Annotated in this window: 31 protein-coding genes, 1 tRNA gene and 1 other annotated feature; all 32 genes read left to right on the top strand. The window is 34.0% G+C overall.

Features of this window, described 5'->3' with window-relative positions; genetic code table 11:
* The first annotated feature begins 72 nt into the window (after window positions 1-72).
* Window positions 73-690 carry an RNA polymerase sporulation sigma factor SigH gene (gene sigH / locus FNZ64_RS03415; RefSeq protein ID WP_423244931.1) on the top strand — a complete coding sequence of 206 codons (618 nt, stop codon included), beginning with the start codon at window positions 73-75 and terminating at the stop codon, window positions 688-690.
* Between the two features lie 142 nt (window positions 691-832).
* A tRNA-Thr gene (locus FNZ64_RS03410) sits at window positions 833-908 on the top strand.
* A 90-nt stretch (window positions 909-998) separates the two neighbouring features.
* Window positions 999-2,192, top strand: a complete 1,194-nt coding sequence (tuf, locus tag FNZ64_RS03405; protein ID WP_142413468.1) for an elongation factor Tu — start codon at window positions 999-1,001, stop codon at window positions 2,190-2,192.
* Window positions 2,193-2,395: 203 nt separating this feature from the next.
* Window positions 2,396-2,545 (top strand): 50S ribosomal protein L33, encoded by a 150-nt coding sequence (gene rpmG, locus FNZ64_RS03400; protein ID WP_142413467.1) that lies wholly within the window; start codon window positions 2,396-2,398, stop codon window positions 2,543-2,545.
* A 40-nt stretch (window positions 2,546-2,585) separates the two neighbouring features.
* Window positions 2,586-2,810, top strand: coding sequence for a preprotein translocase subunit SecE (secE, locus tag FNZ64_RS03395; protein WP_142413466.1), 225 nt, complete (start codon window positions 2,586-2,588; stop codon window positions 2,808-2,810).
* Between the two features lie 65 nt (window positions 2,811-2,875).
* Window positions 2,876-3,403 carry a transcription termination/antitermination protein NusG gene (gene nusG / locus FNZ64_RS03390; RefSeq protein WP_142413465.1) on the top strand — a complete coding sequence of 176 codons (528 nt, stop codon included), beginning with the start codon at window positions 2,876-2,878 and terminating at the stop codon, window positions 3,401-3,403.
* 79 nt (window positions 3,404-3,482) lie between these two features.
* Window positions 3,483-3,908, top strand: coding sequence for a 50S ribosomal protein L11 (gene rplK, locus FNZ64_RS03385; protein ID WP_142413464.1), 426 nt, complete (start codon window positions 3,483-3,485; stop codon window positions 3,906-3,908).
* 79 nt (window positions 3,909-3,987) lie between these two features.
* Complete coding sequence (gene rplA, locus FNZ64_RS03380; RefSeq protein ID WP_142413463.1) at window positions 3,988-4,686, top strand: 50S ribosomal protein L1; 699 nt, start codon at window positions 3,988-3,990, stop codon at window positions 4,684-4,686.
* A gap of 47 nt (window positions 4,687-4,733) precedes the next feature.
* Window positions 4,734-4,866, top strand: a sequence feature (ribosomal protein L10 leader region).
* 27 nt (window positions 4,867-4,893) lie between these two features.
* Window positions 4,894-5,400 carry a 50S ribosomal protein L10 gene (gene rplJ / locus FNZ64_RS03375; protein WP_142413462.1) on the top strand — a complete coding sequence of 169 codons (507 nt, stop codon included), beginning with the start codon at window positions 4,894-4,896 and terminating at the stop codon, window positions 5,398-5,400.
* A gap of 27 nt (window positions 5,401-5,427) precedes the next feature.
* A complete protein-coding gene (gene rplL, locus FNZ64_RS03370) occupies window positions 5,428-5,796 on the top strand; it encodes a 50S ribosomal protein L7/L12 (protein ID WP_142413461.1) in 369 nt (122 codons plus the stop codon).
* 278 nt (window positions 5,797-6,074) lie between these two features.
* Window positions 6,075-9,773, top strand: a complete 3,699-nt coding sequence (gene rpoB, locus FNZ64_RS03365) for a DNA-directed RNA polymerase subunit beta (protein WP_142413460.1) — start codon at window positions 6,075-6,077, stop codon at window positions 9,771-9,773.
* 20 nt (window positions 9,774-9,793) lie between these two features.
* Window positions 9,794-13,321 (top strand): DNA-directed RNA polymerase subunit beta', encoded by a 3,528-nt coding sequence (rpoC, locus tag FNZ64_RS03360; RefSeq protein ID WP_142413459.1) that lies wholly within the window; start codon window positions 9,794-9,796, stop codon window positions 13,319-13,321.
* Window positions 13,322-13,445: 124 nt separating this feature from the next.
* Window positions 13,446-13,700: a ribosomal L7Ae/L30e/S12e/Gadd45 family protein gene (locus FNZ64_RS03355; RefSeq protein ID WP_142413458.1), complete on the top strand. Its 255-nt coding sequence runs from the start codon at window positions 13,446-13,448 to the stop codon at window positions 13,698-13,700.
* 102 nt (window positions 13,701-13,802) lie between these two features.
* Window positions 13,803-14,180 (top strand): 30S ribosomal protein S12, encoded by a 378-nt coding sequence (rpsL, locus tag FNZ64_RS03350; protein ID WP_142413457.1) that lies wholly within the window; start codon window positions 13,803-13,805, stop codon window positions 14,178-14,180.
* A 171-nt stretch (window positions 14,181-14,351) separates the two neighbouring features.
* On the top strand, window positions 14,352-14,822 hold the full coding sequence (rpsG, locus tag FNZ64_RS03345; protein ID WP_142413456.1) for a 30S ribosomal protein S7: 471 nt from the start codon (window positions 14,352-14,354) through the stop codon (window positions 14,820-14,822).
* Window positions 14,823-14,898: 76 nt separating this feature from the next.
* Window positions 14,899-16,965, top strand: coding sequence for an elongation factor G (gene fusA, locus FNZ64_RS03340; protein WP_142413455.1), 2,067 nt, complete (start codon window positions 14,899-14,901; stop codon window positions 16,963-16,965).
* A gap of 87 nt (window positions 16,966-17,052) precedes the next feature.
* Window positions 17,053-18,246 (top strand): elongation factor Tu, encoded by a 1,194-nt coding sequence (gene tuf, locus FNZ64_RS03335; RefSeq protein ID WP_142413454.1) that lies wholly within the window; start codon window positions 17,053-17,055, stop codon window positions 18,244-18,246.
* A gap of 388 nt (window positions 18,247-18,634) precedes the next feature.
* A complete protein-coding gene (gene rpsJ, locus FNZ64_RS03330; RefSeq protein ID WP_142413453.1) occupies window positions 18,635-18,943 on the top strand; it encodes a 30S ribosomal protein S10 in 309 nt (102 codons plus the stop codon).
* Between the two features lie 69 nt (window positions 18,944-19,012).
* The gene (gene rplC / locus FNZ64_RS03325) at window positions 19,013-19,639 is read left to right on the top strand and encodes a 50S ribosomal protein L3 (RefSeq protein WP_142413452.1); all 627 of its coding nucleotides are present in this window, start codon (window positions 19,013-19,015) and stop codon (window positions 19,637-19,639) included.
* A gap of 26 nt (window positions 19,640-19,665) precedes the next feature.
* Window positions 19,666-20,286 (top strand): 50S ribosomal protein L4, encoded by a 621-nt coding sequence (gene rplD, locus FNZ64_RS03320; RefSeq protein ID WP_142413451.1) that lies wholly within the window; start codon window positions 19,666-19,668, stop codon window positions 20,284-20,286.
* A complete protein-coding gene (gene rplW, locus FNZ64_RS03315) occupies window positions 20,286-20,579 on the top strand; it encodes a 50S ribosomal protein L23 (protein WP_142413450.1) in 294 nt (97 codons plus the stop codon). Before rplD ends, rplW begins: the two co-directional genes overlap by 1 nt.
* Before the next feature lie 62 nt (window positions 20,580-20,641).
* Window positions 20,642-21,469, top strand: a complete 828-nt coding sequence (rplB, locus tag FNZ64_RS03310) for a 50S ribosomal protein L2 (RefSeq protein WP_142413449.1) — start codon at window positions 20,642-20,644, stop codon at window positions 21,467-21,469.
* A 55-nt stretch (window positions 21,470-21,524) separates the two neighbouring features.
* Window positions 21,525-21,809, top strand: a complete 285-nt coding sequence (gene rpsS / locus FNZ64_RS03305; protein WP_142413448.1) for a 30S ribosomal protein S19 — start codon at window positions 21,525-21,527, stop codon at window positions 21,807-21,809.
* Window positions 21,810-21,830: 21 nt separating this feature from the next.
* On the top strand, window positions 21,831-22,166 hold the full coding sequence (rplV, locus tag FNZ64_RS03300; protein WP_142413447.1) for a 50S ribosomal protein L22: 336 nt from the start codon (window positions 21,831-21,833) through the stop codon (window positions 22,164-22,166).
* A gap of 16 nt (window positions 22,167-22,182) precedes the next feature.
* Window positions 22,183-22,848 (top strand): 30S ribosomal protein S3, encoded by a 666-nt coding sequence (gene rpsC / locus FNZ64_RS03295; RefSeq protein WP_142413446.1) that lies wholly within the window; start codon window positions 22,183-22,185, stop codon window positions 22,846-22,848.
* Window positions 22,849-22,885: 37 nt separating this feature from the next.
* The gene (rplP, locus tag FNZ64_RS03290; RefSeq protein WP_142413445.1) at window positions 22,886-23,329 is read left to right on the top strand and encodes a 50S ribosomal protein L16; all 444 of its coding nucleotides are present in this window, start codon (window positions 22,886-22,888) and stop codon (window positions 23,327-23,329) included.
* Window positions 23,319-23,531 carry a 50S ribosomal protein L29 gene (gene rpmC / locus FNZ64_RS03285; protein ID WP_142413444.1) on the top strand — a complete coding sequence of 71 codons (213 nt, stop codon included), beginning with the start codon at window positions 23,319-23,321 and terminating at the stop codon, window positions 23,529-23,531. Before rplP ends, rpmC begins: the two co-directional genes overlap by 11 nt.
* Before the next feature lie 22 nt (window positions 23,532-23,553).
* On the top strand, window positions 23,554-23,808 hold the full coding sequence (gene rpsQ / locus FNZ64_RS03280; RefSeq protein WP_142413443.1) for a 30S ribosomal protein S17: 255 nt from the start codon (window positions 23,554-23,556) through the stop codon (window positions 23,806-23,808).
* 40 nt (window positions 23,809-23,848) lie between these two features.
* The gene (rplN, locus tag FNZ64_RS03275) at window positions 23,849-24,217 is read left to right on the top strand and encodes a 50S ribosomal protein L14 (RefSeq protein WP_142413442.1); all 369 of its coding nucleotides are present in this window, start codon (window positions 23,849-23,851) and stop codon (window positions 24,215-24,217) included.
* Window positions 24,218-24,238: 21 nt separating this feature from the next.
* On the top strand, window positions 24,239-24,559 hold the full coding sequence (gene rplX / locus FNZ64_RS03270; RefSeq protein ID WP_142413441.1) for a 50S ribosomal protein L24: 321 nt from the start codon (window positions 24,239-24,241) through the stop codon (window positions 24,557-24,559).
* 24 nt (window positions 24,560-24,583) lie between these two features.
* Window positions 24,584-25,123, top strand: a complete 540-nt coding sequence (gene rplE / locus FNZ64_RS03265; protein ID WP_185903662.1) for a 50S ribosomal protein L5 — start codon at window positions 24,584-24,586, stop codon at window positions 25,121-25,123.
* 15 nt (window positions 25,124-25,138) lie between these two features.
* Window positions 25,139-25,324, top strand: coding sequence for a type Z 30S ribosomal protein S14 (locus FNZ64_RS03260; protein WP_142413439.1), 186 nt, complete (start codon window positions 25,139-25,141; stop codon window positions 25,322-25,324).
* Window positions 25,325-25,337: the final 13 nt, after the last annotated feature.

Raw genomic sequence — 25,337 nt, 5'->3', positions numbered from 1 at the left:
TGAAAGGTGAATGTGTATGTTGGTGCTGGAGGGATAAGTGTGGAGAAAACTTTTACTTTTTCAGAGAAGGGCATAGATGAAAAAAAATTTGAAAGCATGTTAGATGAAGAAGTGGTTATAGAAGCTAAAAAAGGGGATATAGAAGCACAGGAATATTTGATTAGCAAGTATGAGAACTTTGTTAAGGCAAAGTCTAAGTCATATTTTTTAATAGGTGCAGATAAGGAAGATATCTACCAAGAAGGGATGATAGGGTTATATAAAGCCATAAGAGACTTTAAACCTGATAAGTTATCTTCTTTTAAAGCTTTTGCTGAATTGTGTATAACAAGACAAATAATAACAGCTATTAAGACTGCAACTAGACAAAAACATATACCACTTAATACATATGTTTCTTTAAATAAGCCAATATATGATGAGGAGTCAGACAGAACTTTAATTGATGTTTTATCAAGTTTAAAGGTGACAAATCCAGAAGACCTTGTAATAAGCAGAGAAGAAGTTAATGCTATAGAGAAGGAAATAAGTGAAGTGTTATCAGAATTAGAACTTGAAGTTTTAAGCTCTTATTTAGACGGCAAATCATATCAGGAAATAGCCTGTGATTTAGATAGGCATGCTAAGTCTATTGACAATGCACTTCAAAGAGTTAAAAGAAAATTAGAAAAATCTTTGTTTAAAAAGTAAACTCATTATTGACAATAGAAAACAAAGAGAGTAAAATAAATAACTAGTTGTGATATAATTTAACTTATCTATGTGGATTTTAAAAAATTAGCTAAATTTTGAAATTCTATTAGGTATGTTATTATGTATGTTTATAATATAAGCCCATGTAGCTCAGTCGGTAGAGCGTCACCTTGGTAAGGTGGAGGTCGTCGGTTCAATCCCGATCGTGGGCTCCAAGTGCTTTGTTTTTTACATACAACACACCAGGATGAGTTTATTTAAAAGAAATAAATAATTAGGTATTCATATAAAGGAGGAAAAAAACAATGTCAAAAGCTAAATTTGAAAGAAAGAAGCCGCACGTAAATATAGGAACAATAGGACACGTAGACCATGGTAAGACAACATTAACAGCAGCAATTACACTAGTACTTGCACAAAAAGGGTATGCGCAAGCATCAAAATATGATGAAATTGATAAGGCTCCAGAAGAAAAAGAAAGAGGAATCACAATCAATACATCACACGTAGAGTACGAAACAGATAACAGACACTATGCACACGTAGACTGCCCAGGACACGCTGACTATGTAAAGAACATGATCACAGGTGCAGCACAAATGGATGGAGCTATCTTAGTTGTATCAGCAGCAGATGGTCCAATGCCACAAACAAGAGAGCATATACTATTAGCATCAAGAGTAGGAGTACAACACATAGTAGTATTCTTAAACAAAGCAGATATGGTAGATGATCCAGAATTACTAGAATTAGTAGAAATGGAAATCAGAGAATTATTAAGCGAGTATGGATTTGATGGAGATGGAGCACCAATCGTAACAGGATCAGCATTAGAAGCAATCAACAACTTAGAAACTCCAGAAAAGACAAAACCAATACTAGACTTAATGGATGCAATAGATGCATACATCCCAACACCTGAGAGAGATACAGAAAAAGACTTCTTAATGCCAATAGAAGATGTATTCACAATCACAGGAAGAGGAACAGTTGTAACAGGAAGAGTAGAAAGAGGAATACTTAAAGTAGGAGACGAAATCGAAATCGTAGGATTAAGCGATGAGTCAAGAAAAGTAGTATGTACAGGAGTAGAAATGTTCAGAAAGTTATTAGATCAAGCAATGGCTGGAGATAATATCGGAGCATTACTAAGAGGAGTACAAAGAGCAGATGTTGAAAGAGGTCAGGTACTTGCAAAATCAGGATCAGTAAAACCTCACAGAAAATTCGTAGGTCAAGTATACGTATTAAAGAAAGAAGAAGGCGGAAGACATACACCATTCTTCAACGGATACAGACCACAATTCTACTTCAGAACAACAGACGTTACAGGATCAATCCAATTACCAGATGGAGTAGAAATGGTAATGCCTGGAGACCACATTGATATGAACGTTGAGTTAATCAACAAAGTAGCAATGGAAGAAGGATTAAGATTCGCTATAAGAGAAGGCGGAAGAACAGTAGGATCAGGAGTTGTTACTACTATAGTAGAATAATTACTTTGATCAATTAAAGTTGTTAGTCATCTTTTAAGGGGCTGGTACATTAAACCAGTCCTCTTGAAAGTTACAATAAACTAAAAAATCATTGTTAACAAATATCATAGTGTTATACTTTATTGACATGTGAGTTAAGTTATGATAAATTATTTAAGTAACCTAAAAGAACACACTTTGTTTAAGGGTAGGAGGTGCCGCAAATGAGAGTAAAAGTAACATTAGCATGTTCAGAGTGTAAACAAAGAAATTACAACTCAATGAAAAATAAAAAAAATAACCCTGATAGAATAGAAATAAACAAGTACTGCAAATTCTGTCAAAAGCATACAACACACAAAGAAACTAAATAATTATAACTTTCTTTGAATATGTTTGGGGATGTGAATAAGTATGTCTAAAAATGAGAATAATAAAATTGAAAAATCCTCTAATAGCAAGGGTATCATAAATTTTTTTAGAGGGCTAAAGGCAGAATTTAAAAGGATAACATGGGCCCCAAAGAAAGAAGTAAAAAAGGCTACAGCGGCAGTTGTTAGTTTTTGTATTTTATACATGATACTTGTAGGCGCATTAGATGCCATATTTATAAATGTATTTAAAATAGTATTTAAATAATGGTATTAGATATTCAAAGGAGGTAGGGACATTTATCTAATATAAATATAAAAGTCCCTTATGATATGAATGAAGAAAATGTAAAATGGTATGTAGTTCATACATACTCTGGTTATGAAAATAAGGTAAAAACTAATATAGAAAAAGTAGTTGAAAATAGAAACTTACAAAAGTATATATATGATATCCAAGTTCCAATGGAAGAACAAGTTGAAATAAAAGATGGAAAGAAAAAGAATACTCTAAAGAAAGTTTTTCCAGGATACGTCATGGTTAAAATGATTATGAATGAAGAATCTTGGTATGTTGTACGAAATACTAGAGGGGTAACAGGCTTTGTTGGACCTGAACCAAATAAACCAGTTCCTCTTACTGATGAAGAAGTTAACTCTATGGGAATAGTTGAAAAGGCTGTTCAAGTTGATTTCGAAGTAGGGGATAATGTTCAAATTACATATGGTCCATTAGAGAATCATATGGCTGTTATTCAAGAAATAAACTTAGAAAAACAAACAATCAAAGGATTAGTTAATATGTTTGGCAGGGAAACCCCTGTTGAACTTGAATTTAATCAAATAAAAAATTTAGAGTAAGGTGCTTATGTAAGACTTATGTCTTAAATAAGTGGGAGGATTAATATCCGCATTACCACAATTCAGGAGGTGCAAACTCATGGCAAAAAAAGTTACAGGAATGATAAAACTTCAACTTCCTGCTGGAAAGGCTACACCAGCACCACCAGTTGGTCCAGCTTTAGGACAACACGGTGTTAACATTATGGCTTTCACAAAGGAGTTTAATGCAAAAACTGCTAATCAAGCTGGAATGATCATACCAGTTATTATAACAGTATATCAAGATAGATCATTTAGCTTTATATTAAAAACTCCACCAGCTGCAGTTTTAATAAAGAAGGCAGCTAAAATAGAAAGTGGTTCAGCAGAACCAAACAAAACAAAAGTAGCGAAAATTACAATGGCTCAAGTAAGAGAAATTGCTGAAGTTAAAATGCCAGATTTAAATGCTGCATCAGTTGAAACTGCTATGAAAATGGTAGCTGGAACTGCAAGAAGCATGGGCGTAGAAGTAGTTGAATAAAGTCAAAAGTTTATTCGCGAATAATTTGAAAAAAGTGGGAGGTTTTTTAAACCGTTAATACCACAAAGGAGGATATAGTATGCCAAAAAGAGGTAAGAATTACATAGAAAGTGCAAAGTTAATCGATGCAAAAACTTTATATACACCATTAGAAGCTTTAGATTTATCTCTAAAAACTTCAAAGGCTAAGTTTGATGAAACAATCGAGCTTGCAGTAAGACTTGGTGTTGACCCAAGACATGCTGATCAACAGGTTAGAGGAGCAGTTGTACTTCCTCATGGAACAGGAAAAACTATTAAAGTTTTAGTTTTTGCTAAAGGTGAAAAGGCAAAAGAGGCAGAAGCAGCAGGAGCTGACTATGTAGGTGCAGAAGAATTAGTTGAAAAAATACAAAAAGAAAACTGGTTTGATTTTGATGTAGCTGTTGCTACACCAGATATGATGGGACTAGTTGGAAGAATTGGTAGGGTTCTTGGACCTAAAGGTTTAATGCCAAACCCAAAATCAGGAACAGTTACATTTGATGTACAAAGAGCTATATCAGAGATTAAAGCTGGTAAAGTTGAATATAGAGTTGACAAAACTGCTATAATTCACGTTCCAATAGGAAAAAAATCTTTTGGAACTGAAAAGTTACAAGATAACTTTAAAGCATTAATGGAAGCTATTATAAAAGCTAAACCATCAGCTGCAAAAGGACAATATGTTAAGTCAGTAACACTTTCAAGCACAATGGGTCCTGGAGTAAAGGTTAATCCAGTAAAAGTTCTTGAATAATTTTATTGACATAATCAGTTGAAACTGATATAATTAACACGTTATAAAAGTGAATAAAAGTTATTCCGTAGACAGTGGGTGCGTAAGCGTAATGAAGAAATTCTCCTACCTAGGAAGATTTATATATTTTAAATATATAGTCTCTTCGTGTGTCTACGGAGAGGCTTTAATTTTTATATAAGTTAAACTGTGAGGAGGTGGCACACAGTGTTAAGCAAAAACAGACAATTAAAAGAAGCAAAGGTTCAAGAAATAAAAGAAAAGCTAGAAAAAGCTCAAGCAATCATCCTTGCAGATTATCAAGGATTAAATGTTGAAGAAGACACTGAGCTAAGAAAGAAATTAAGAGAAGCAGGTGTTGAATATAAAGTATACAAAAATACTTTAAGCATATTAGCTTTAAAAGAATTAGGAATTGATAGCTTAAACGAACAGTTATCAGGTCCTGTATCTATGGCTATAAGCTATGATGATCCAACAGCACCAGCAAGAATTTTAAATGACTTTGCTAAAAGTCATAAGAAATTAGAGTTAAAAGCAGGTATTGTTCAAGGTGAATTCTATGATAATAATAAGATCAAAGAACTTGCTACAATTCCTTCAAGAGAAGTTTTACTTGCAAAACTTCTTGGCAGCTTAAAGGCTCCAGTATCAAATTTTGCGTACTTAATAAATGCTATAAAAGATAAAAAAGAAAGCGAATCAGCTGAATAGTTTTAGAAATTTTGGAGGTGTTCTATAATGACAAGAGAAGAAATGATTCAAGCTATAAAAGAAATGACTGTTATGGAATTAAATGAGTTAGTAAAAGCTTGCGAAGAGGAATTTGGAGTAAGCGCAGCAGCACCAGTTGCAGTTGCAGGTGGAGCAGGAGCAGCAGCAGGAGCAGCAGAAGAAAAATCAGAATTCGAAGTAGTATTAGCTAATGCAGGTTCACAAAAAATTAAGGTTATAAAAGTTGTTAGAGAAATAACTGGTTTAGGCTTAAAAGAAGCTAAAGACATCGTTGATGGCGCGCCAAAGACATTAAAAGAAGGCATAGCTAAAGAAGAAGCTGAAAAAATGAAAGCTCAATTAGAAGAAGTTGGAGCTACTATAGAATTAAAATAATAAATAGCCAAAAGGGCACTTTGTATAAAGTGCCCTTTTTCTAAGATTTCTTGATTGACAAAATTAATTCGCCATGGTAAAATAAATAATTGCATTGATTTATTAAAGAGATACGAAAAGTTATGTAAAATATGCTTAAATAGGGCGAAGTAATATGTATTTGAATTTATTACATTATTTTGGATATAATAAAGAAGATAACAATTATATTTTTTAAAAAGTATAAAAATAAATTAAAGATTTTTGCCTATTTTACTTTAAACAAGGAGTGAAAGCCCATGGTACATCCTGTCCAAGTTGGTAAAAGAACCAGAATGAGCTTCTCAAAGGTTAATGAAGTTACTGACATACCTAACTTAATAGAAGTTCAACTTAATTCTTACAAATGGTTTTTAGAGGAAGGATTAAAAGAAGTATTTGATGACATCAATCCAATTCAAGACTATACAGGAAACTTAGTCTTGGAATTTGTGGATTACTCTTTAGAAGAAGAAAACATAAAGTACTTAGTAGAAGAATGTAAAGAGAGAGACTCAAATTACGCAGCACCATTAAAGGTAAAAGTAAGACTTCGTAATAATGAAACAGGTGAAATTAAAGAACAAGAAGTTTTCATGGGAGATTTCCCATTAATGACGGAGCAAGGTACTTTTATAATTAACGGTGCAGAAAGAGTTATAGTAAGCCAATTGGTTAGGTCACCAGGGGCATATTATAACTATACAGTTGATAAGACTGGTAAAAAGCTATTTTCCTCCACGGTAATACCTAATAGAGGTGCATGGCTTGAATATGAAACAGATTCAAACAGCATAGTTTATGTTAGAATAGACAAAACTAGAAAACTACCTGTAACCATTTTAGCTAGAGCTATGGGATATGGTAGTGATAATGAGCTTGTTGATTTTTTTGGAGAAGAAGAAAGATTAAGAGCTACAATTGAAAAAGATAATACAAAGAGTGAAGAAGAAGCTTTACTAGAAATATATAAAAGATTAAGACCAGGCGAACCGCCAACAGTTGATAGTGCTAGGTCTCTTATCGATGTTCTATTTTTTGATCCAAAAAGATATGATTTATCTAGGGTAGGTAGGTATAAATTCAACAAAAAACTATCTATAAGTCAAAGAATAGCTAATAACATTGCAGGAGAAAATATTGTTGATCCACTAACAGGAGAAATCCTAGTAGAAGAAGAGCAAAAAATTTCAAGAGAAATGGCTCTAAAAATACAAAACCTAGGTATAAATAAAGTTGAAATTAGAGTTGAAGATAAGAATATAAGGGTTATTGGAAATAACTTTGTAGATATAAAGAGTCATGTAACATTTGATATTTCAGATTTAAATATTAGAGAAATGGTTCATTATCCAACACTTAAAAATATATTGGATAATTACACTGAAGAAGAGTTAATTAAAGAAGAAATAAAGAAAAATATAAGTAAGTTAATACCAAAACATATTGTAAAAGATGATATGTTAGCAACTATAAGTTATGAGTTAGGTTTAGCATATGGTATTGGGGAAATAGATGATATAGACCACTTAGGCAATAGAAGGCTTAGATCTGTTGGTGAATTACTACAAAACCAATTTAGAATTGGTCTTTCAAGAATGGAAAGAGTAGTAAAAGAAAGAATGACTATTCAAGATCAAGAAGGAATCACACCACAAGCACTAATAAATATAAGACCAGTTACTGCTTCTATCAAAGAATTCTTTGGTAGTTCACAGTTATCCCAATTCATGGATCAGACTAACCCATTATCAGAATTAACTCATAAGAGAAGATTATCAGCACTAGGACCTGGAGGTTTATCAAGAGAAAGGGCAGGATTTGAAGTTAGAGACGTTCACCATTCACATTATGGAAGAATGTGTCCTATAGAAACTCCTGAAGGACCAAACATCGGTCTTATAAACTCTCTAGCTAGTTATGCTAAAGTTAATGAGTATGGTTTCATTGAGACAGCATATAGAGTTGTTAAAGAGGGTAGGGTTACTGATAAAATAACCTACTTTACTGCAGATGAAGAAGATGGATATTTAGTTGCTAAAGCTAATGAAATTTTAGATGATGAAGGGTATTTTGTAGACAAAAAAGTAGCGGTTAGAGATAAAGAGGAAGTATTAATAGTACCTAGAGAAGAAGTAGACTTAATGGACGTTTCACCAAGACAGATTGTATCTGTTGCAACAGCTATGATACCATTCCTTGAAAATGATGACGCCAGCCGTGCCCTAATGGGATCTAACATGCAACGTCAGGCAGTACCACTACTTAAACCAAGTGCTCCAATAGTGGGAACAGGCATAGAAAATAAAGCAGCTGTAGATTCAGGAGTACTACCTAAAGCTAGAAATGCAGGGGTAGTGGAGTTTGTAAGTGCTAATGAGGTAAGGCTTAGAAGAGATTCAGATGGTGGTTTAGATACATATAAACTGCTTAAATTTAAAAGATCAAACCAAGGTACTTGTATAAATCAAAGACCTATAGTAAGTAAAGGTGATGTTTTAAAGGCAGGAGACGTAATAGCTGATGGACCTTCTACTGATCTTGGTGAAATAGCATTAGGTAAAAATATTATAATTGGGTTTATAACTTGGGAAGGATATAACTACGAAGATGCTATGTTGGTATCTGAAGAGTTAGTAAGAGATGACATATTTACATCTATTCATATTGAAGAATATGAAGCAGAGGCAAGGGATACTAAGTTAGGACCTGAAGAGATTACTCGTGATATTCCTAATGTTGGTGATGATGCTTTAAAAGATTTAGATGAAAGAGGCATAATCAGAATAGGTGCTGAAGTTAGAGCTGGCGATATTTTAGTTGGTAAAGTAACTCCTAAGGGAGAAACAGAACTTACAGCAGAAGAAAGATTATTAAGAGCTATATTTGGAGAGAAGGCAAGAGAAGTTAGGGACACTTCATTAAGAGTTCCTCATGGAGCAACAGGTATAATAGTAGACGTAAAAGTGTTCACAAGAGAAAATGGAGATGAACTTCCTCCAGGAGTAAATAAACTTGTAAGATGTTATATAGCAGAAAAAAGAAAAATATCTGTAGGAGATAAAATGGCAGGAAGACATGGTAACAAAGGTGTTATTTCAAGAGTGTTACCAGTAGAAGATATGCCTTTCTTACCAGATGGAAGACCAGTTCAAATATGCTTGAACCCTCTTGGAGTTCCTTCACGTATGAACATTGGTCAGGTATTAGAAGTTCACCTTGGGTGGGCAGCTCAAAAGCTAGGATGGCACATTGCAACGCCAGTATTCGATGGTGCTTCAGAGGATGATATAGCAGAACATCTTGTAAAAGCAGGTTATAACGAAGATGGAAAGACTGTATTATATGATGGAAGAACAGGAGAAGCTTTTGATAATAGAGTAACTGTAGGTGTAATGTATATCTTAAAACTTCACCACTTGGTTGATGACAAGATCCACGCAAGATCTACAGGCCCTTATTCATTAGTAACTCAGCAGCCTCTTGGAGGTAAAGCACAATTTGGAGGCCAAAGATTTGGTGAGATGGAAGTTTGGGCCCTAGAAGCATATGGTGCTGCATATACCCTACAAGAAATCTTAACAGTAAAATCAGATGACGTTGTAGGTAGAGTTAAGACATATGAATCTATAGTAAAAGGTGAAAACATACCAGAACCAGGAGTTCCAGAATCATTTAAAGTTCTTATAAAAGAACTTCAAGCACTATGTTTAAATGTTAAAGTTTTAGATGATGAATATAGTGAGATTAAAATTAAGGATTTTGCAGATGATGACACAGAATATTCAGAAGTAAGCGAAGTAAACATTGAAGGAAATGAAGATTCTGCTTATATACCTCCAGTGGAGGAAATCATAGAAGAAAATTTAGAGCCAGAAGAATTTGAAGAAGATGATGATTTGTCTTTTGATGAAATTGATAGCGAACTAGAATTAAATGATATAAATGATGAACACTAGTCTGAAGGGAGGATGTACCCTTGTTTGAATTAAATAATTTTGATGCTATTCAAATAGGATTGGCTTCACCAGAACAAATAAGAGAGTGGTCTAGAGGTGAAGTTAAAAAACCTGAAACAATAAACTATAGAACCTTAAAACCTGAAAAAGATGGTCTTTTCTGTGAAAAGATATTTGGACCTATTAAAGATTGGGAATGTCACTGTGGAAAGTATAAGAGAGTGAGATATAAAGGCATTGTTTGTGATAGATGTGGTGTTGAAGTCACAAAATCTAAAGTTAGACGTGAGAGAATGGGGCATATAGAGTTAGCCGCTCCAGTTTCTCATATCTGGTACTTTAAAGGCATACCTTCAAGAATGGGATTAATACTAGATATGTCTCCAAGATCTCTAGAAAAAGTATTATACTTTGCATCTTATGTAGTAATTGATCCAAAGGAAACACCTTTAATAAGGAAACAATTACTTAGTGAAAAAGAATATAGAGAAGCTGTTGATAAGTTTGGATATGATAGCTTTGAAGCAGCCATTGGAGCAGAGGCTGTAAAGGTACTATTAGCTCAAATAGATCTTGAGTCACTTGCCTTAGAATTAAAAGAAGAATTAAAAACCAATACAGGACAAAAAAGAGTTAGAACCATTAGAAGATTAGAAGTTGTAGAGTCTTTTAGAAAGTCTACAAATAAGCCTGAATGGATGATTATAGACGTTATTCCAGTTATACCACCAGACTTAAGACCGATGGTGCAATTAGACGGAGGAAGATTTGCAACTTCAGACTTAAATGATCTTTATAGAAGAGTTATAAATAGAAACAATAGACTTAAGAAACTTTTATCCTTAGGTGCACCAGATATCATTGTTAGAAATGAAAAGAGAATGCTTCAAGAGGCAGTGGATGCACTTATAGATAATGGTAGAAGAGGAAGACCAGTAACTGGACCAGGTAATAGACCTTTGAAGTCTTTATCAGATATGCTTAAAGGAAAGCAAGGAAGATTTAGACAAAACTTACTTGGAAAACGTGTAGACTACTCAGGACGTTCAGTTATAGTTGTAGGACCGGAACTAAAGATGTATCAATGTGGACTTCCAAAGGAAATGGCTTTAGAATTATTTAAACCTTTTGTTATGAAAAATCTTGTAGAAAAGGGAGTTGCACATAACATAAAAAGTGCAAAAAGAATGGTTGAAAGAGTTATGCCGCAGGTATGGGATATCTTAGAAGAGGTAATAAAAGATCATCCTGTTATGCTTAACCGTGCCCCTACTCTACACAGACTTGGAATTCAAGCATTCCAACCAATTTTAGTAGAGGGAAGAGCTATAAAACTTCACCCACTAGTATGTACAGCATATAACGCAGACTTTGATGGAGACCAAATGGCGGTTCACGTTCCGTTATCTGTAGAAGCTCAAGCAGAAGCCAGATTCTTAATGCTTGCAGCACACAACATATTAAAACCATCAGATGGTAAGCCAGTATGTGTGCCAACTCAGGATATGGTACTTGGATCTTATTATTTGACAATGGAAAGAGAAGGGGCAAAAGGCGAGGGAAGAACATTCTCATCACCTGAAGAAGTTTATATGGCATATCAATGTGGAGATATTGATATACATGCTAAAATTAAAGTAAGAGTGACTAAAGAGATAGATGGAAAGATAGTTAGAGGAATAATTCAGACCACTACTGGTAAATTATTATTTAATGAATCTATACCACAAGATTTAGGGTTTATGGATAGAAGTAAACCAGAAAACATGTTTCAATTAGAGATTAATTTCTTAGTAAGTAAGAAGAACTTAGGTAAAATCATAGATAAGTGTTACTTAAAATATGGTCCAACAGTAACCTCAGTTATGCTAGATAGAATTAAAGCTACAGGCTATCATTATTCAACAATAGGTGCTATAACTATATCTGTTTCAGATATGATAGTTCCAGAAGCAAAAAAAACATTGCTAGCAGAAGCAGATGCTACTGTTGAAAAAATTGAAAAGATGTATAGAAGAGGTTTTATATCTGAGGATGAGAGATATGAAAAAGTAATAGATAAATGGACCAAAACCACTGAAGATGTAGCTAATGCATTGATGGATAGTTTTGATAAGTTTAACCCAATATATATGATGGCAGATTCAGGTGCTAGAGGATCTAAGAGTCAGATAAAACAGCTTGCTGGTATGAGAGGACTTATGGCTAACCCATCAGGAAAAATCATAGAACTTCCAATTAGAGCATCTTTCAGAGAGGGACTTAATGTACTTGAGTACTTCATATCCACCCACGGAGCTAGAAAAGGTAATGCTGATACAGCTCTTAAAACAGCAGACTCTGGTTACTTAACAAGAAGACTTGTTGACGTAAGCCAAGATGTTATTATAAGAGAAGAAGATTGTGGAACTACAGATGGATTTACTGTTACAGAGATTAGAGAAGGAAACGAACTAATTGAAAGCCTAACAGAAAGATTAACTGGTAGATATTCAGCACAAGAAATTGTTAATCCTGAAACTGGTGAAGTAATAGTAAAAGAAGATGAGTATATGAATTTAGAGTTAGCATCAAAGGTAGAGGAAGCTGGAGTAAAAACAGTTGTGATTAGATCAGTATTTACTTGTAAATCAAAATTTGGTGTATGTTCTAAATGTTATGGAATGAACATGGCTACAAGTGAAAAGATTAATATAGGAGAATCAGTTGGTATAATAGCAGCTCAATCAATCGGTGAGCCAGGAACACAGCTTACAATGAGAACTTTCCACACTGGAGGGGTTGCTGGTGCTGATATTACTCAAGGTCTTCCAAGGGTTGAAGAATTATTTGAAGCTAGAAAACCTAAAGGACTTGCAATAGTAAGTGAAGCTTCTGGTACTGCAAGAATAGAGGAGACTAAGAAGAAGAGAGTTGTAGTTATAACTACAAATGATGGAGAAGAACATAGTTATGATATACCATTTGGATCAAGACTAAAAGTAACTAATGGAAGCAAGGTAGAAGCTGGAGATGAGATAACTCAAGGTTCAGTAAACCCTCACGATATTTTAAGAATTAAAGGAGTAGAGGGCGTTAAAAACTATTTGCTATCAGAAGTTCAAAAAGTTTATAGACTACAAGGTGTTGATATTAACGATAAGCACTTAGAGGTTGTTGTAAGACAAATGACTAGAAAAGTAAAAGTAGAAGAATCAGGAGATACTTCATTATTGCCAGGAACACTAATTGACATATTAGATTTCCAAGAAGAAAACAGGAAAGTCTTAGCAAATGGTGGAGAACTAGCAGAAGGAAAAATAACATTACTAGGAATAACAAAGGCTGCTCTTGCAACAGACTCATTCTTATCAGCAGCATCATTCCAAGAAACAACAAGGGTGCTTACAGATGCAGCTATTAAAGGAAAAATAGATCCGCTAGTAGGATTAAAAGAAAATGTTATCCTAGGTAAACTTATACCAGCTGGAACTGGAATGACAAGATATAGAACACTAAAAATAAGTACTGAAGATACAGTTTCAGAAGAACAAATTCAAAATCAATAAATAATAATTTATTGACATGAACATATTAAAATGATAAAATACACATTGTTGTAGACTATATTTTTAAAATCTACAACAATGTGTAATATAAAATTTAAGCATAATTAATCCAGGAGGAATAGTTATGTTAATGAAAAACTCAAAGTGGATTATAGGGGTTAAACAGTCTGTAAAGACTTTAAAAAACCTACAAAATACTAATAATGTCCAGCTTCATATTGCAAAAGATGCTGATGAAAAGGTGCTTAAATCACTTATAGAATTAGCAGAACATAAGAAGCTAGATATTATTTATATTGATACCATGAAAGAACTGGGAGAAATGTTTAATATAGATGTAGGAGCTGCAGCAGCTTTAATACTAGAAGAAAACATTTAATAATGCTACTAGTAATACTAGATTCAAAGTATTAAAGTTTTAGAAATTTTATTAATACAAAAGCACAGTGTTATAATTTATGTAAATTGAGGAGGTGCGTGTATGCCAACAATTAATCAATTAGTAAGAAAAGGCAGATCAACTGGATTAGATAAATCAGACTCACCAGCATTAAAAAAATGCCCACAAAAAAGAGGAGTATGTACTGTAGTTAAAACTACTACACCTAAGAAGCCTAACTCAGCTTTAAGAAAAGTTGCTAGAGTAAGACTTACAAATGGATATGAAGTATCAGCTTATATCCCAGGTGAAGGACATAACTTACAAGAGCATAGTGTTGTACTAATCAGGGGAGGAAGAGTAAAAGACCTTCCTGGTGTTAGATACCACATAGTAAGAGGAGCTCTTGACTCTGCTGGTGTTAATGAAAGAATGCAATCTAGATCAAAATACGGAACAAAAAGACCTAAGAAAAAATAGTTTCGTAAACTAGTAATGCTGTGGCTTCACGTTTGTTTAAACTTAACTCATGTCTTAATATTTAAAATGTCTGATTAGGTTTAGTAGAGAACTTCTTTACATACGCAAGACGATATTTTAAGTATCGAGTACCTATGATCTAAATTGAAAATGTTTAAGGAGGGAAGTAAAATGCCAAGAAAAGGAACGGTTCAAAAAAGAGACGTATTAGCAGATCCAATGTACAATAGTAAGGTTGTATCAAAATTAATAAACTCAGTAATGTATGATGGGAAAAAAGGTACAGCTCAAAAAATATGCTATGATGCATTTGGTATAATTGCTGAGAAAACTGGGAAAGATGCACTAGAGGTTTTTGAAGAAGCAATGAATAATATAATGCCTTTACTAGAAGTAAAAGCAAGAAGAATTGGTGGAGCTACATATCAAGTTCCGATGGAAGTAAGACCAGAGAGAAGACAGACATTAGGAATAAGATGGCTTTTAATTGCAACAAGAAAAAGAGGCGAAAGAGGCATGAGTGAAAAGCTAGCTGCTGAATTAATTGATGCTTCAAACAATACAGGAGCTGCAGTTAAAAAGAGAGAAGACACTCATAAGATGGCAGAAGCTAATAAGGCATTTGCACATTATAGATATTAATAGTAATAAAACTGTTTTGGACTCCAAAACAGTTTTATAAAATTTTAAAATGAACAGTTTGAGAGGAGGAAGCACGTTGAATAGACAATATCCTTTAGAAAAATTCCGTAATATAGGTATTATGGCTCACATTGATGCTGGTAAAACAACAACTACAGAACGTATATTATTCTATACAGGAAAAACACACAAATTAGGTGAGACACATGAAGGTGCAGCAACAATGGACTGGATGGCTCAAGAGCAAGAAAGAGGTATAACAATCACTTCTGCTGCTACAACTTGTATGTGGAAAGGTCATGTTATAAATATAATAGACACACCTGGTCACGTAGATTTTACGGTTGAAGTTGAAAGATCTCTAAGAGTTCTTGATGGTGCAGTAGGTGTATTTTGTGCAAAAGGTGGGGTTGAACCTCAATCTGAGACAGTATGGAGACAGGCAGACAAGTATAAGGTTCCAAGAATAGCATATGTAAATAAAATGGATATACTTGGAGCAGACTTCTTTAGAGCAGTTAGAATGATGAGAGAAAGACTTCATGCTAATGCAGTGCCAATACAATTACCAATAGGTAAAGAAGATAACTTTGTAGGTATCATTGATTTATTAACAATGAAAGCTGAAGTATACAAAGATGAATTAGGAAAAGAGTTTGAAGAAACTGACGTTCCAGCAGATATGATGGAAATGGCAGAAGAATATAGAGCTTCAATGATAGAAGCAATTGCTGAGTTAGATGAAGAATTAATGATGAAATACCTTGAAGGTGAAGAATTAACTCTTGAAGAGTTAAAGAAAGCTTTAAGAAAAGGTGTATGTAACAATGAAATAGTACCTGTTATATGTGGTTCTTCATATAGAAATAAAGGGGTTCAAATGATGATTGATGCAGCAGTTGAATTCCTACCATCACCAATTGATATCCCTGCAATAATGGGAACTACTATGGATGGTGAAGAAATAGCAAGACATGCAGATGATAATGAACCATTATCAGCATTAGCATTTAAGATTGCTACAGATCCTTTCGTTGGTAGATTAGCGTTTACAAGAATTTATTCTGGTATAATGACTAGTGGTACTTATGTATACAACTCTACTAAGGGCAAAAAAGAGAGAATTGGTAGATTAGTTAAAATGCACTCTAACCACAGAGAAGAAGTTGAAGAGTTACGTGCTGGAGAATTAGGAGCTATCATAGGACTAAAGAACACAACTACAGGTGATACTTTATGTTCAGAAGATGATCCAGTAATATTAGAAAGCATGCAATTCCCAGAGCCAGTTATTTCTATTGCTATAGAGCCAAAGACAAAAGCTGGTTCAGAAAAAATGGGTATCGCTCTTGCAAAATTAGCAGAAGAGGATCCAACATTTAGAACATTTACAAACCAAGAAACTGGTCAAACAATTATAGAAGGTATGGGTGAGCTTCACCTTGAAATTATCGTTGACAGACTACAAAGAGAGTTTAAAGTAGAGTGTAACGTTGGTAAGCCACAAGTTGCTTATAAAGAAACTATTACTACTGCTGTTAAGGCAGAAGGTAAGTTTGTAAGACAATCAGGTGGACGTGGACAATATGGTCATTGTTGGATTGAAATGACTCCACATGAAGGTGAATTCCAATTTGAAAATGGTATAGTTGGTGGTGTTATTCCAAAAGAATACATACCAGCAATCCAAAATGGTATTGAAGAAGCATCACAAAGTGGTGTAATAGCTGGATACCCAACACTAAACTTCAAAGTTAGAGTTGTTGATGGATCTTACCACGATGTTGACTCATCAGAAATGGCCTTCAAGATTGCAGGATCTATGGCATTTAAGAATGCTATGTCTAAGGCAAATCCAGTTCTACTTGAGCCAATAATGAAAGTAGAAGTTGTAGTTCCAGAAGAGTACATGGGTGATGTAATGGGTGACGTAAACTCAAGAAGAGGAAGAATTGAGGGTATGGAAGCTCAAGCAGGTGCTCAAGTAATAAAAGCAATGGTTCCACTATCAGAGATGTTTGGTTATGCAACAACATTAAGATCAAGAACTCAAGGTAGAGGAAACTACAGTATGGAATTTGCAGCTTACGAACCAGTTCCAAAGAGCATAATGGAACAAATCGCAGGAAGCAAAGAAAAATAATTTTAAATGATTAAATTATTTAACTATATAAAAGCGATATAAAATAAAATCCATTATAAAGTTGTTATTATAAAGGAGGAAAAAACAATGTCAAAAGCTAAATTTGAAAGAAAGAAGCCACACGTAAATATAGGAACAATAGGACACGTAGACCATGGTAAGACAACATTAACAGCAGCAATTACACTAGTACTTGCACAAAAAGGATATGCGCAAGCATCAAAATATGATGAAATTGATAAGGCTCCAGAGGAAAAAGAAAGAGGAATCACAATCAATACATCACACGTAGAATACGAAACAGATAACAGACACTATGCACACGTAGACTGCCCAGGACACGCTGACTATGTAAAGAACATGATCACAGGTGCAGCACAAATGGATGGAGCTATCTTAGTTGTATCAGCAGCAGATGGTCCAATGCCACAAACAAGAGAACATATACTACTAGCATCAAGAGTAGGAGTACAACACATAGTAGTATTCTTAAACAAAGCAGATATGGTAGATGATCCAGAATTACTAGAATTAGTAGAAATGGAAATCAGAGAATTATTAAGCGAGTATGGATTTGATGGAGATGGAGCACCAATCGTAACAGGATCAGCATTAGAAGCAATCAACAACTTAGAAACTCCAGAAAAGACAAAACCAATACTAGACTTAATGGATGCAATAGATGCATACATCCCAACACCTGAGAGAGATACAGAAAAAGACTTCTTAATGCCAATAGAAGATGTATTCACAATCACAGGAAGAGGAACAGTTGTAACAGGAAGAGTAGAAAGAGGAATACTTAAAGTAGGAGACGAAATCGAAATCGTAGGATTAAGCGATGAGTCAAGAAAAGTAGTATGTACAGGAGTAGAAATGTTCAGAAAGTTATTAGATCAAGCAATGGCTGGAGATAATATCGGAGCATTACTAAGAGGAGTACAAAGAGCAGATGTTGAAAGAGGTCAGGTACTTGCAAAATCAGGATCAGTAAAACCTCACAAAAAATTCGTAGGTCAAGTATACGTATTAAAGAAAGAAGAAGGCGGAAGACATACACCATTCTTCAACGGATACAGACCACAATTCTACTTCAGAACAACAGACGTTACAGGATCAATCCAATTACCAGATGGAGTAGAAATGGTAATGCCTGGAGATCACATTGATATGAATGTTGAATTAATCAACAAAGTAGCAATGGAAGAAGGATTAAGATTCGCTATAAGAGAAGGCGGAAGAACAGTAGGATCAGGAGTTGTTACTACTATAGTAGAATAATTACTTTGATCAATTAACCTAAGGGATTATTTAGATAATGTTGGCCAACATTAAAGTTTAGAGGGAGGAGAAATCCTCCCTTAGTAATCTCAAAAATCTTATTAAAAACATAAAAAATAGCCAAATGAAATTAGTCTATGAATTCAAAACAAATTTTTTTCTTTAAAATAAAATTCCGTAAAAAATACTTGTCAAAAGTAAAGAAATATTGTATACTATAGAAGTTGTATTGTGAACTTAACATATTTGTAACATTAATTTATTAATAAACTCTGAGGGTAAATGATTTTCTTGTTTACTTTCGTATTTTATAATATGCAACACCCGGAGCAGTTTATAACTGCTTTGTTGATAAAATATCATGATCTTAGAAAAGGAGGGAAGTCCAGTGGCAACTCAAAAAATAAGAATAAGATTAAAAGCATATGAACACAATCTTTTAGATCAATCTGCTGAAAAGATTGTTGAAACAGCAAAAAATACTGGAGCAACAGTGGCAGGTCCAGTGCCATTGCCAACTGAAAAAGACGTTGTTACAATATTAAGAGCTCCTCATAAGTATAAAGATTCTAGAGAGCAATTTGAGATAAGAACTCATAAGAGATTATTAGACATAATTAATCCTTCTCAAAAGACAGTTGATGCTCTAATGAGAATTGATTTACCAGCAGGGGTAGATATCGAAATAAAACTTTAATTTACAAGGGTTACTTTGTAATATTATGATCACTAGGTGATCCGCTAATATTAATAGGAGGTGCTTTAAATGAAAAAAGCAATATTAGGTAGAAAATTAGGTATGACTCAAATATTTGATGAAAATGGTAAAGTTGTACCAGTTACTGTTATAGAAGCAGGTCCATGTGCTGTTATTCAAAAGAAAACAGTAGAAAAAGATGGATATGAATCAATAAAAGTTGGATTTGATGATAAGAGAGAATCTTTATTCAATAAACCAATGTTAGGTCAGTTTAAAAAAGCAGGAGTATCCCCTAAGAGATTCGTAAAAGAATTCAGATTAGAAGATACAAGTACTTATGAAGTTGGAACTGAAATAAAAGCAGACATATTCGCAGCAGGCGAAAAAATAGATGTTACAGGAGTTTCTAAAGGTAAAGGTTTCCAAGGAGCAGTAAAGAGATGGCATGCTCACATTGGACCAAAGAGCCACGGTTCTAAATTCCATAGAGCTCCAGGATCTCAAGGAGCATCATCTGATCCATCAAGAACATTTAAAAACAGAAAAATGCCTGGTCACATGGGTCATGTTAAAACAACTGTTTTAAACCTAGAAGTGGCAAAGGTTATTGCAGAAAAGAATATTATCCTTGTTAAAGGTGCAGTTCCAGGACCTAAAAAGGGATACATAATAGTAAGAAATACAGTTAAATAAGATTTTTGGAGAAAGGAGGAGGTTGTATGCCAACAGTAGCTGTTTATAATAGAGAAGCCCAAAAAGTTGGGGAAATGCAGTTAAATGACAATGTGTTCGGTATTAAAGTAAATGAAGAAGTTATGCATCAAGTAGTTGTTGCTCAACTTGCAAACAAGAGACAAGGAACTCAATCAGCGAAAACTAGATCAGAAGTTCGTGGTGGAGGAATAAAGCCATGGAGACAAAAGGGAACAGGTAGAGCAAGACAAGGTTCTATAAGAGCTCCACAATGGATTCATGGAGGAGTAGTATTTGCTCCAAAGCCAAGAGATTATAGAATGGCTGTTCCAAAGAAGGTTAAGAGATTAGCAATGAAATCTGCTTTATCTTCTAAGGTTTTAGATAATAACCTTATTGTTTTAGAAAGCTTAGAATTAGAAGCACCTAAGACAAAAGAAATGGTTAAAATGTTAAGTGCTTTTGAAGCTAAAAAGACATTAATATTAACTGAAACAAACAATGTTAATGTATTCAAATCAGCAAGAAACATTCAAGGGGTAGAAGTACTACCAATAAATAATATAAACGTATATGACCTATTAAAGTACGAAAAAGTAATGGTAACTAAAGAAGCCATTAATAAAATTGAGGAGGTGTATGCATAATGAAGTTAGTAAGCCATGATATTATAAGAAAGCCAATTATAACAGAAAAAAGTATGGCAGCAATGGCGGAGAAAAAATACACCTTCATAGTTGACATACACGCTAACAAATCACAAATAAAAAGAGCTGTAGAAGAAGTTTTCGAAGTTAAGGTTGAAGATGTTAAAACAATTAGATACATTGGAAAGAACAAAAGAGTTGGAGTTCACCAAGGTAAGAAACCTGACTACAAGAAAGCAATAGTTAAACTTACAGCTGATAGTAAGACAATTGAATTCTTCGAAGGAATTTAATTAAATTAATATAAAGCACTTATTGGCAGAAGCCAGAAAAGCGTTTAAAAGGAGGGAAAACCATGGCTTTAAAGAGTTTTAAACCTACAACACCTTCTAGAAGACATATGACAATGCCTACTTTTGAAGAGATTACAACTGACAAACCTGAAAAATCACTTCTAGTATCTTTAAATAGAAAAGGTGGAAGAAACTCACAAGGTAAAATTTCTGTTCGTCATCGTGGAGGCGGAGCTAAGAGAAAATATAGAATTATAGATTTCAAAAGAAATAAGGATAATATCCCAGCTAAGGTATCTAGTATAGAATATGATCCAAATAGATCAGCATATATAGCATTAGTTGTATACGCTGATGGAGAAAAAAGATACATAATAGCTCCTGTTGGATTAAAAGTTGGAGATGTAGTTGTATCCGGACCAGAAGCTGACATAAAACCAGGTAATGCACTACCACTTATAAACATCCCAGTTGGTACTGTTATTCACAACATAGAATTAACAGCTGGAAAAGGTGCTCAAATGGTTAGATCTGCTGGAGCTTCAGCACAGCTTATGGCTAAAGAAGGAAAATATGCTTTATTAAGATTACCAAGTGGAGAGTTAAGAAAAGTTAGAATAGAATGTAGAGCTACAATAGGAACAGTTTCTAACTTAACTCACGAGATCGTTAACATAGGTAAAGCAGGAAGAACTAGACATTTAGGTTTCAGACCTCATGTTAGAGGATCTGTTATGAACCCTAACGATCACCCACATGGAGGAGGAGAAGGAAGAACTCCAATAGGTCGTCCATCACCAGTTACACCTTGGGGTAAACCAACTCTTGGATACAAGACTAGAAAGAATAAAAAGTATTCAGATAGACTTATTGTTAAGAAGAGAAAATAGTAGAAGAGAAGTAAAATTCTCTTCGTCTATTCTGTGAATAGGAGGGAGGCAGAACATGAGTAGATCAGTAAAAAAAGGACCTTTCGTACAAGAAGTTCTTATGAAAAGAATCCTTGAAATGAATAAAAACGATGAAAAGAAAGTTGTTAAGACTTGGTCAAGAAGTTCAACAATATTCCCACAAATGGTAGGTCATACAATAGCTGTTCATGACGGCAGAAAACATGTTCCTGTATATGTAAGCGAGGACATGGTAGGACATAAACTAGGTGAATTTGTTATGACAAGAACTTACAAAGGTCACGTAGACAAAGAAAAATCATCAAAAGTAAGGAAATAGTCCGGAAAGGAGGCAATAGGAATGGAAGCTAAAGCTATAGCTAAGCATATAAGAATGTCTTCAAGAAAAGTTGGCATAGTATTAGATTTAATAAGAGGAAAAGACGTTAGAGAAGCAGAAGCAATATTAAAATATACTCCGAAGGACGCAGCTGATGCAGTTGGTAAAGTTCTTAAATCTGCTGTTGCAAATGCTGAACATAACTATAATTTAGATGCAAACAGGTTGTATGTTGCTGAAGCTTATGCATGTCAAGGAACAACTTTAAAGAGATTTAGACCACGTGCACAAGGTAGAGCATATAGAATAAGAAAAAGAACTAGTCATATAACTCTAGTAGTTAAAGAGAGAAACTAAAAAGGAGGGAAATGTAGTGGGTCAAAAAGTACATCCTCATGGATTGAGAGTAGGCGTAATAAAAGAATGGGATTCTAAATGGTACGCTGACAAGAAGAATTTTGCAGACTATCTAATCGAAGATAATAAAATTAGAGATTTCGTTAAACAAAAACATTACACAGCTGGCGTTTCAAAAGTTGAAATAGAAAGAACAGCTAAAAAAGTAAAGTTAAACATACACACTGCTAAACCTGGTATGATAATAGGAAAAGGTGGAGCAGGAATTGAAGAATTAAAAGCTGGATTAAGTAAAGTTACTAGTGGAGATAAAAACATACTAATAAATATAGTAGAAGTTAAATCACCAGAAACTGAAGCTCAATTAATGGCTGAAAATATAGCACTTCAATTAGAAAAGAGAATATCTTTCAGAAGAGCTATGAAACAAACAATTCAAAGATCTATGAGATTAGGCGTAAAAGGTGTTAAAACAATTTGTTCAGGAAGACTTGGTGGAGCTGAAATAGCTAGAACAGAAGCTTATCATGAAGGAACAATTCCACTACAAACTTTAAGAGCTGACATAGATTATGGTTTTGCAGAAGCAGACACTATATATGGAAAAATTGGTGTTAAAGTTTGGGTTTATAAAGGGGAAGTTCTTCCAGTTAAAAGAGTACAAAACAAATTAGAAGCTTAATATAGCAAGATTAGGATTCAGGAAGGAGGAATCACATATGTTAATGCCTAAAAGAGTTAAACATCGTAAGGTTCAACGTGGCAGAATGAAGGGTAAGGCAACTAGAGGAAACTTTATTGCATATGGTGAGTATGGATTACAGGCTACTGAATGTGGTTGGATTACAAGCAATCAAATAGAAGCAGCCAGAATAGCTATAAATAGACACGTAAAAAGAGGGGGAAAAGTTTGGATTAAAATTTTCCCAGACAAACCAGTAACAGAGAAACCAGCTGAAACTCGTATGGGTTCTGGTAAAGGTTCACCAGAATACTGGGTAGCAGTTATTAAACCAGGTAGAGTATTATTTGAAATCGCAGGTGTATCAGAAGAATTAGCAAGAGAAGCTATGAGACTTGCATCACATAAATTACCTGTTAAAACTAAGTTTGTAAGCAGAGAAAACTTTAAAGAAATGGGTGGTGAAGATCATGAAAGCTAGGGAATTGCAAGAGTTGAGAACACAAAGCAATCAAGAGTTAGCAGTTAAAATCAAAGATTTAAAAGAAGAGCTTTTCAACTTAAGATTTCAACTAGCTACTGGGCAATTAGAAAATCCTGTAAGAATAAGACAGGTAAAAAGATCAATTGCTCAAATAAAGACAGTTTTAAGAGAAAGCGAATTGAAAAACCTAGAGCAGTAGTAGCTGAAGGGAGGTAAGTTTTGTGGAAAGAAATTTAAGAAAGACTAGAATAGGTAAAGTTGTTTCTGATAAAATGGAAAAGACAATAGTTGTAGCTGTTGAGACAAAGGTTCGTCACCCATTATACGGAAAAACAATGAATAGAACAACAAAATTCAAGGCTCATGATGAAAATAATGAAGCTAAACTTAATGATAAAGTTTTAATTATGGAAACAAGACCTTTATCAAAGGATAAAAGATGGAGACTTGTTAATATAATGGAAAAAGCAAAATAATGCGTTAATTTCCTTACAGTTTGAAAGGAGGGTATTATACATGATACAACAGCAAACTAGACTAAAAGTTGCAGATAACTCTGGTGCTAAAGAAATTATGTGCATAAGAGTATTAGGCGGTTCAAAAAGAAGATATGGTAATGTTGGTGATATTATAGTTGCAAGTGTTAAGAGTGCAACACCAGGCGGAGTTGTTAAAAAAGGTGATGTTGTAAAAGCTGTTATAGTAAGATCTGTAAAAGGCTTAAGAAGAGCTGATGGATCATACATAAGATTCGATGAAAATGCAGCTGTTATAATAAAAGATGATAAACAGCCTAAAGGAACACGTATTTTTGGACCAGTTGCTAGAGAATTAAGAGAGAAAGAATTTAATAAAATTATCTCATTAGCACCTGAAGTTCTATAATTCAGATAGGAGGTGGCTAAGTTGACAAATAAAGTTCATGTAAGAAGAAAAGATACGGTAATGGTTATTTCCGGTAAAGATAAAGGAAAAATTGGAGAAATCATAGCAGTTATGCCTAAGAAGGGCAAAGTACTAGTTGAAGGTGTAAACGTAGTAACAAAACACGTTAAACCAAATAGACAAAACATGCAAGGCGGAATAGAAAAAGTAGAAGCTCCAATATACAGCTCTAAAGTTATGCTATATTGTAAAAAATGTAGCAAGCCTACAAGAATAAGCCATAAGATTCTTGAAGACGGAACAAAAGTAAGAGTATGTAAAAAATGTGGAGAAACATTCTAAGCTTTGGAAGGAGGTTAAAATATCATGCCAAGACTTCAAGAAAAATATAATAAAGAAGTAGTACCAGCTTTAATGGAAAAGTTCGGTTATAAGAATATAATGGAAGTTCCGAAGCTTGAAAAAGTAGTTATTAACATGGGAGTTGGTGAAGCTAAAGAAAATTCAAAGTCTTTAGACTCAGCTATAACTGATTTAGAGTTAATAACAGGACAAAAACCAATTACAACTAGAGCTAAAAAATCAGTTGCTAATTTCAAGCTAAGAGAGAACATGCCAATCGGATGTAAAGTAACATTAAGAAAACAAAAAATGTTTTATTTCATGGATAAATTAATAAACATAGCTCTACCAAGAGTTAGAGACTTCAGAGGAGTTTCAGCTAAATCATTTGATGGAAGAGGAAACTACGCTCTAGGAATTAAAGAACAACTAATTTTCCCTGAAATCGAGTATGATAAAATTGATAAACTTAGAGGAATGGATGTTATCGTAGTTACTACTGCTAAGACAGACGAAGAGGCAAGAGAGCTTTTAAGATTATTAGGAATGCCTTTTGTTAAGTAATAAGGAGGGAAGATTGTGGCACGTAAATCATTAATAGTTAAGTGGGAAAGAGAACCTAAATTCTCAACAAGAGCTTACACAAGATGCAGATTATGTGGAAGACCACACGCTGTATTAAGAAAATACGGAATATGTCGTATTTGTTTTAGAGAATTAGCTTACAAAGGTGAAATACCAGGATGCAAGAAGGCAAGTTGGTAATATACTGATTTAG

Source organism: Hathewaya massiliensis (assembly GCF_902143515.1).
Lineage (GTDB): Bacteria > Bacillota > Clostridia > Clostridiales > Clostridiaceae > Hathewaya > Hathewaya massiliensis.
Note: the sequence above shows the minus strand (reverse complement) of the source record. Positions and strands in the feature narration are given on the sequence as shown.

Bases quoted from the DNA above. Each gene is read 5' to 3' on its own strand.
- tuf (WP_142413468.1), top strand. From the start codon at position 999: ATGTCAAAAGCTAAATTTGAAAGAAAGAAGCCGCACGTAAATATAGGA.
- rpmG (WP_142413467.1), top strand. From the start codon at position 2,396: ATGAGAGTAAAAGTAACATTAGCATGTTCAGAGTGTAAACAAAGAAAT.
- secE (WP_142413466.1), top strand. From the start codon at position 2,586: ATGTCTAAAAATGAGAATAATAAAATTGAAAAATCCTCTAATAGCAAG.
- nusG (WP_142413465.1), top strand. From the start codon at position 2,876: ATGAATGAAGAAAATGTAAAATGGTATGTAGTTCATACATACTCTGGT.
- rplK (WP_142413464.1), top strand. From the start codon at position 3,483: ATGGCAAAAAAAGTTACAGGAATGATAAAACTTCAACTTCCTGCTGGA.
- rplA (WP_142413463.1), top strand. From the start codon at position 3,988: ATGCCAAAAAGAGGTAAGAATTACATAGAAAGTGCAAAGTTAATCGAT.
- rplL (WP_142413461.1), top strand. From the start codon at position 5,428: ATGACAAGAGAAGAAATGATTCAAGCTATAAAAGAAATGACTGTTATG.
- rpoB (WP_142413460.1), top strand. From the start codon at position 6,075: ATGGTACATCCTGTCCAAGTTGGTAAAAGAACCAGAATGAGCTTCTCA.
- FNZ64_RS03355 (WP_142413458.1), top strand. From the start codon at position 13,446: ATGTTAATGAAAAACTCAAAGTGGATTATAGGGGTTAAACAGTCTGTA.
- rpsL (WP_142413457.1), top strand. From the start codon at position 13,803: ATGCCAACAATTAATCAATTAGTAAGAAAAGGCAGATCAACTGGATTA.
- rpsG (WP_142413456.1), top strand. From the start codon at position 14,352: ATGCCAAGAAAAGGAACGGTTCAAAAAAGAGACGTATTAGCAGATCCA.
- tuf (WP_142413454.1), top strand. From the start codon at position 17,053: ATGTCAAAAGCTAAATTTGAAAGAAAGAAGCCACACGTAAATATAGGA.
- rplC (WP_142413452.1), top strand. From the start codon at position 19,013: ATGAAAAAAGCAATATTAGGTAGAAAATTAGGTATGACTCAAATATTT.
- rplD (WP_142413451.1), top strand. From the start codon at position 19,666: ATGCCAACAGTAGCTGTTTATAATAGAGAAGCCCAAAAAGTTGGGGAA.
- rplW (WP_142413450.1), top strand. From the start codon at position 20,286: ATGAAGTTAGTAAGCCATGATATTATAAGAAAGCCAATTATAACAGAA.
- rplB (WP_142413449.1), top strand. From the start codon at position 20,642: ATGGCTTTAAAGAGTTTTAAACCTACAACACCTTCTAGAAGACATATG.
- rpsS (WP_142413448.1), top strand. From the start codon at position 21,525: ATGAGTAGATCAGTAAAAAAAGGACCTTTCGTACAAGAAGTTCTTATG.
- rplV (WP_142413447.1), top strand. From the start codon at position 21,831: ATGGAAGCTAAAGCTATAGCTAAGCATATAAGAATGTCTTCAAGAAAA.
- rplP (WP_142413445.1), top strand. From the start codon at position 22,886: ATGTTAATGCCTAAAAGAGTTAAACATCGTAAGGTTCAACGTGGCAGA.
- rpmC (WP_142413444.1), top strand. From the start codon at position 23,319: ATGAAAGCTAGGGAATTGCAAGAGTTGAGAACACAAAGCAATCAAGAG.
- rplN (WP_142413442.1), top strand. From the start codon at position 23,849: ATGATACAACAGCAAACTAGACTAAAAGTTGCAGATAACTCTGGTGCT.
- rplE (WP_185903662.1), top strand. From the start codon at position 24,584: ATGCCAAGACTTCAAGAAAAATATAATAAAGAAGTAGTACCAGCTTTA.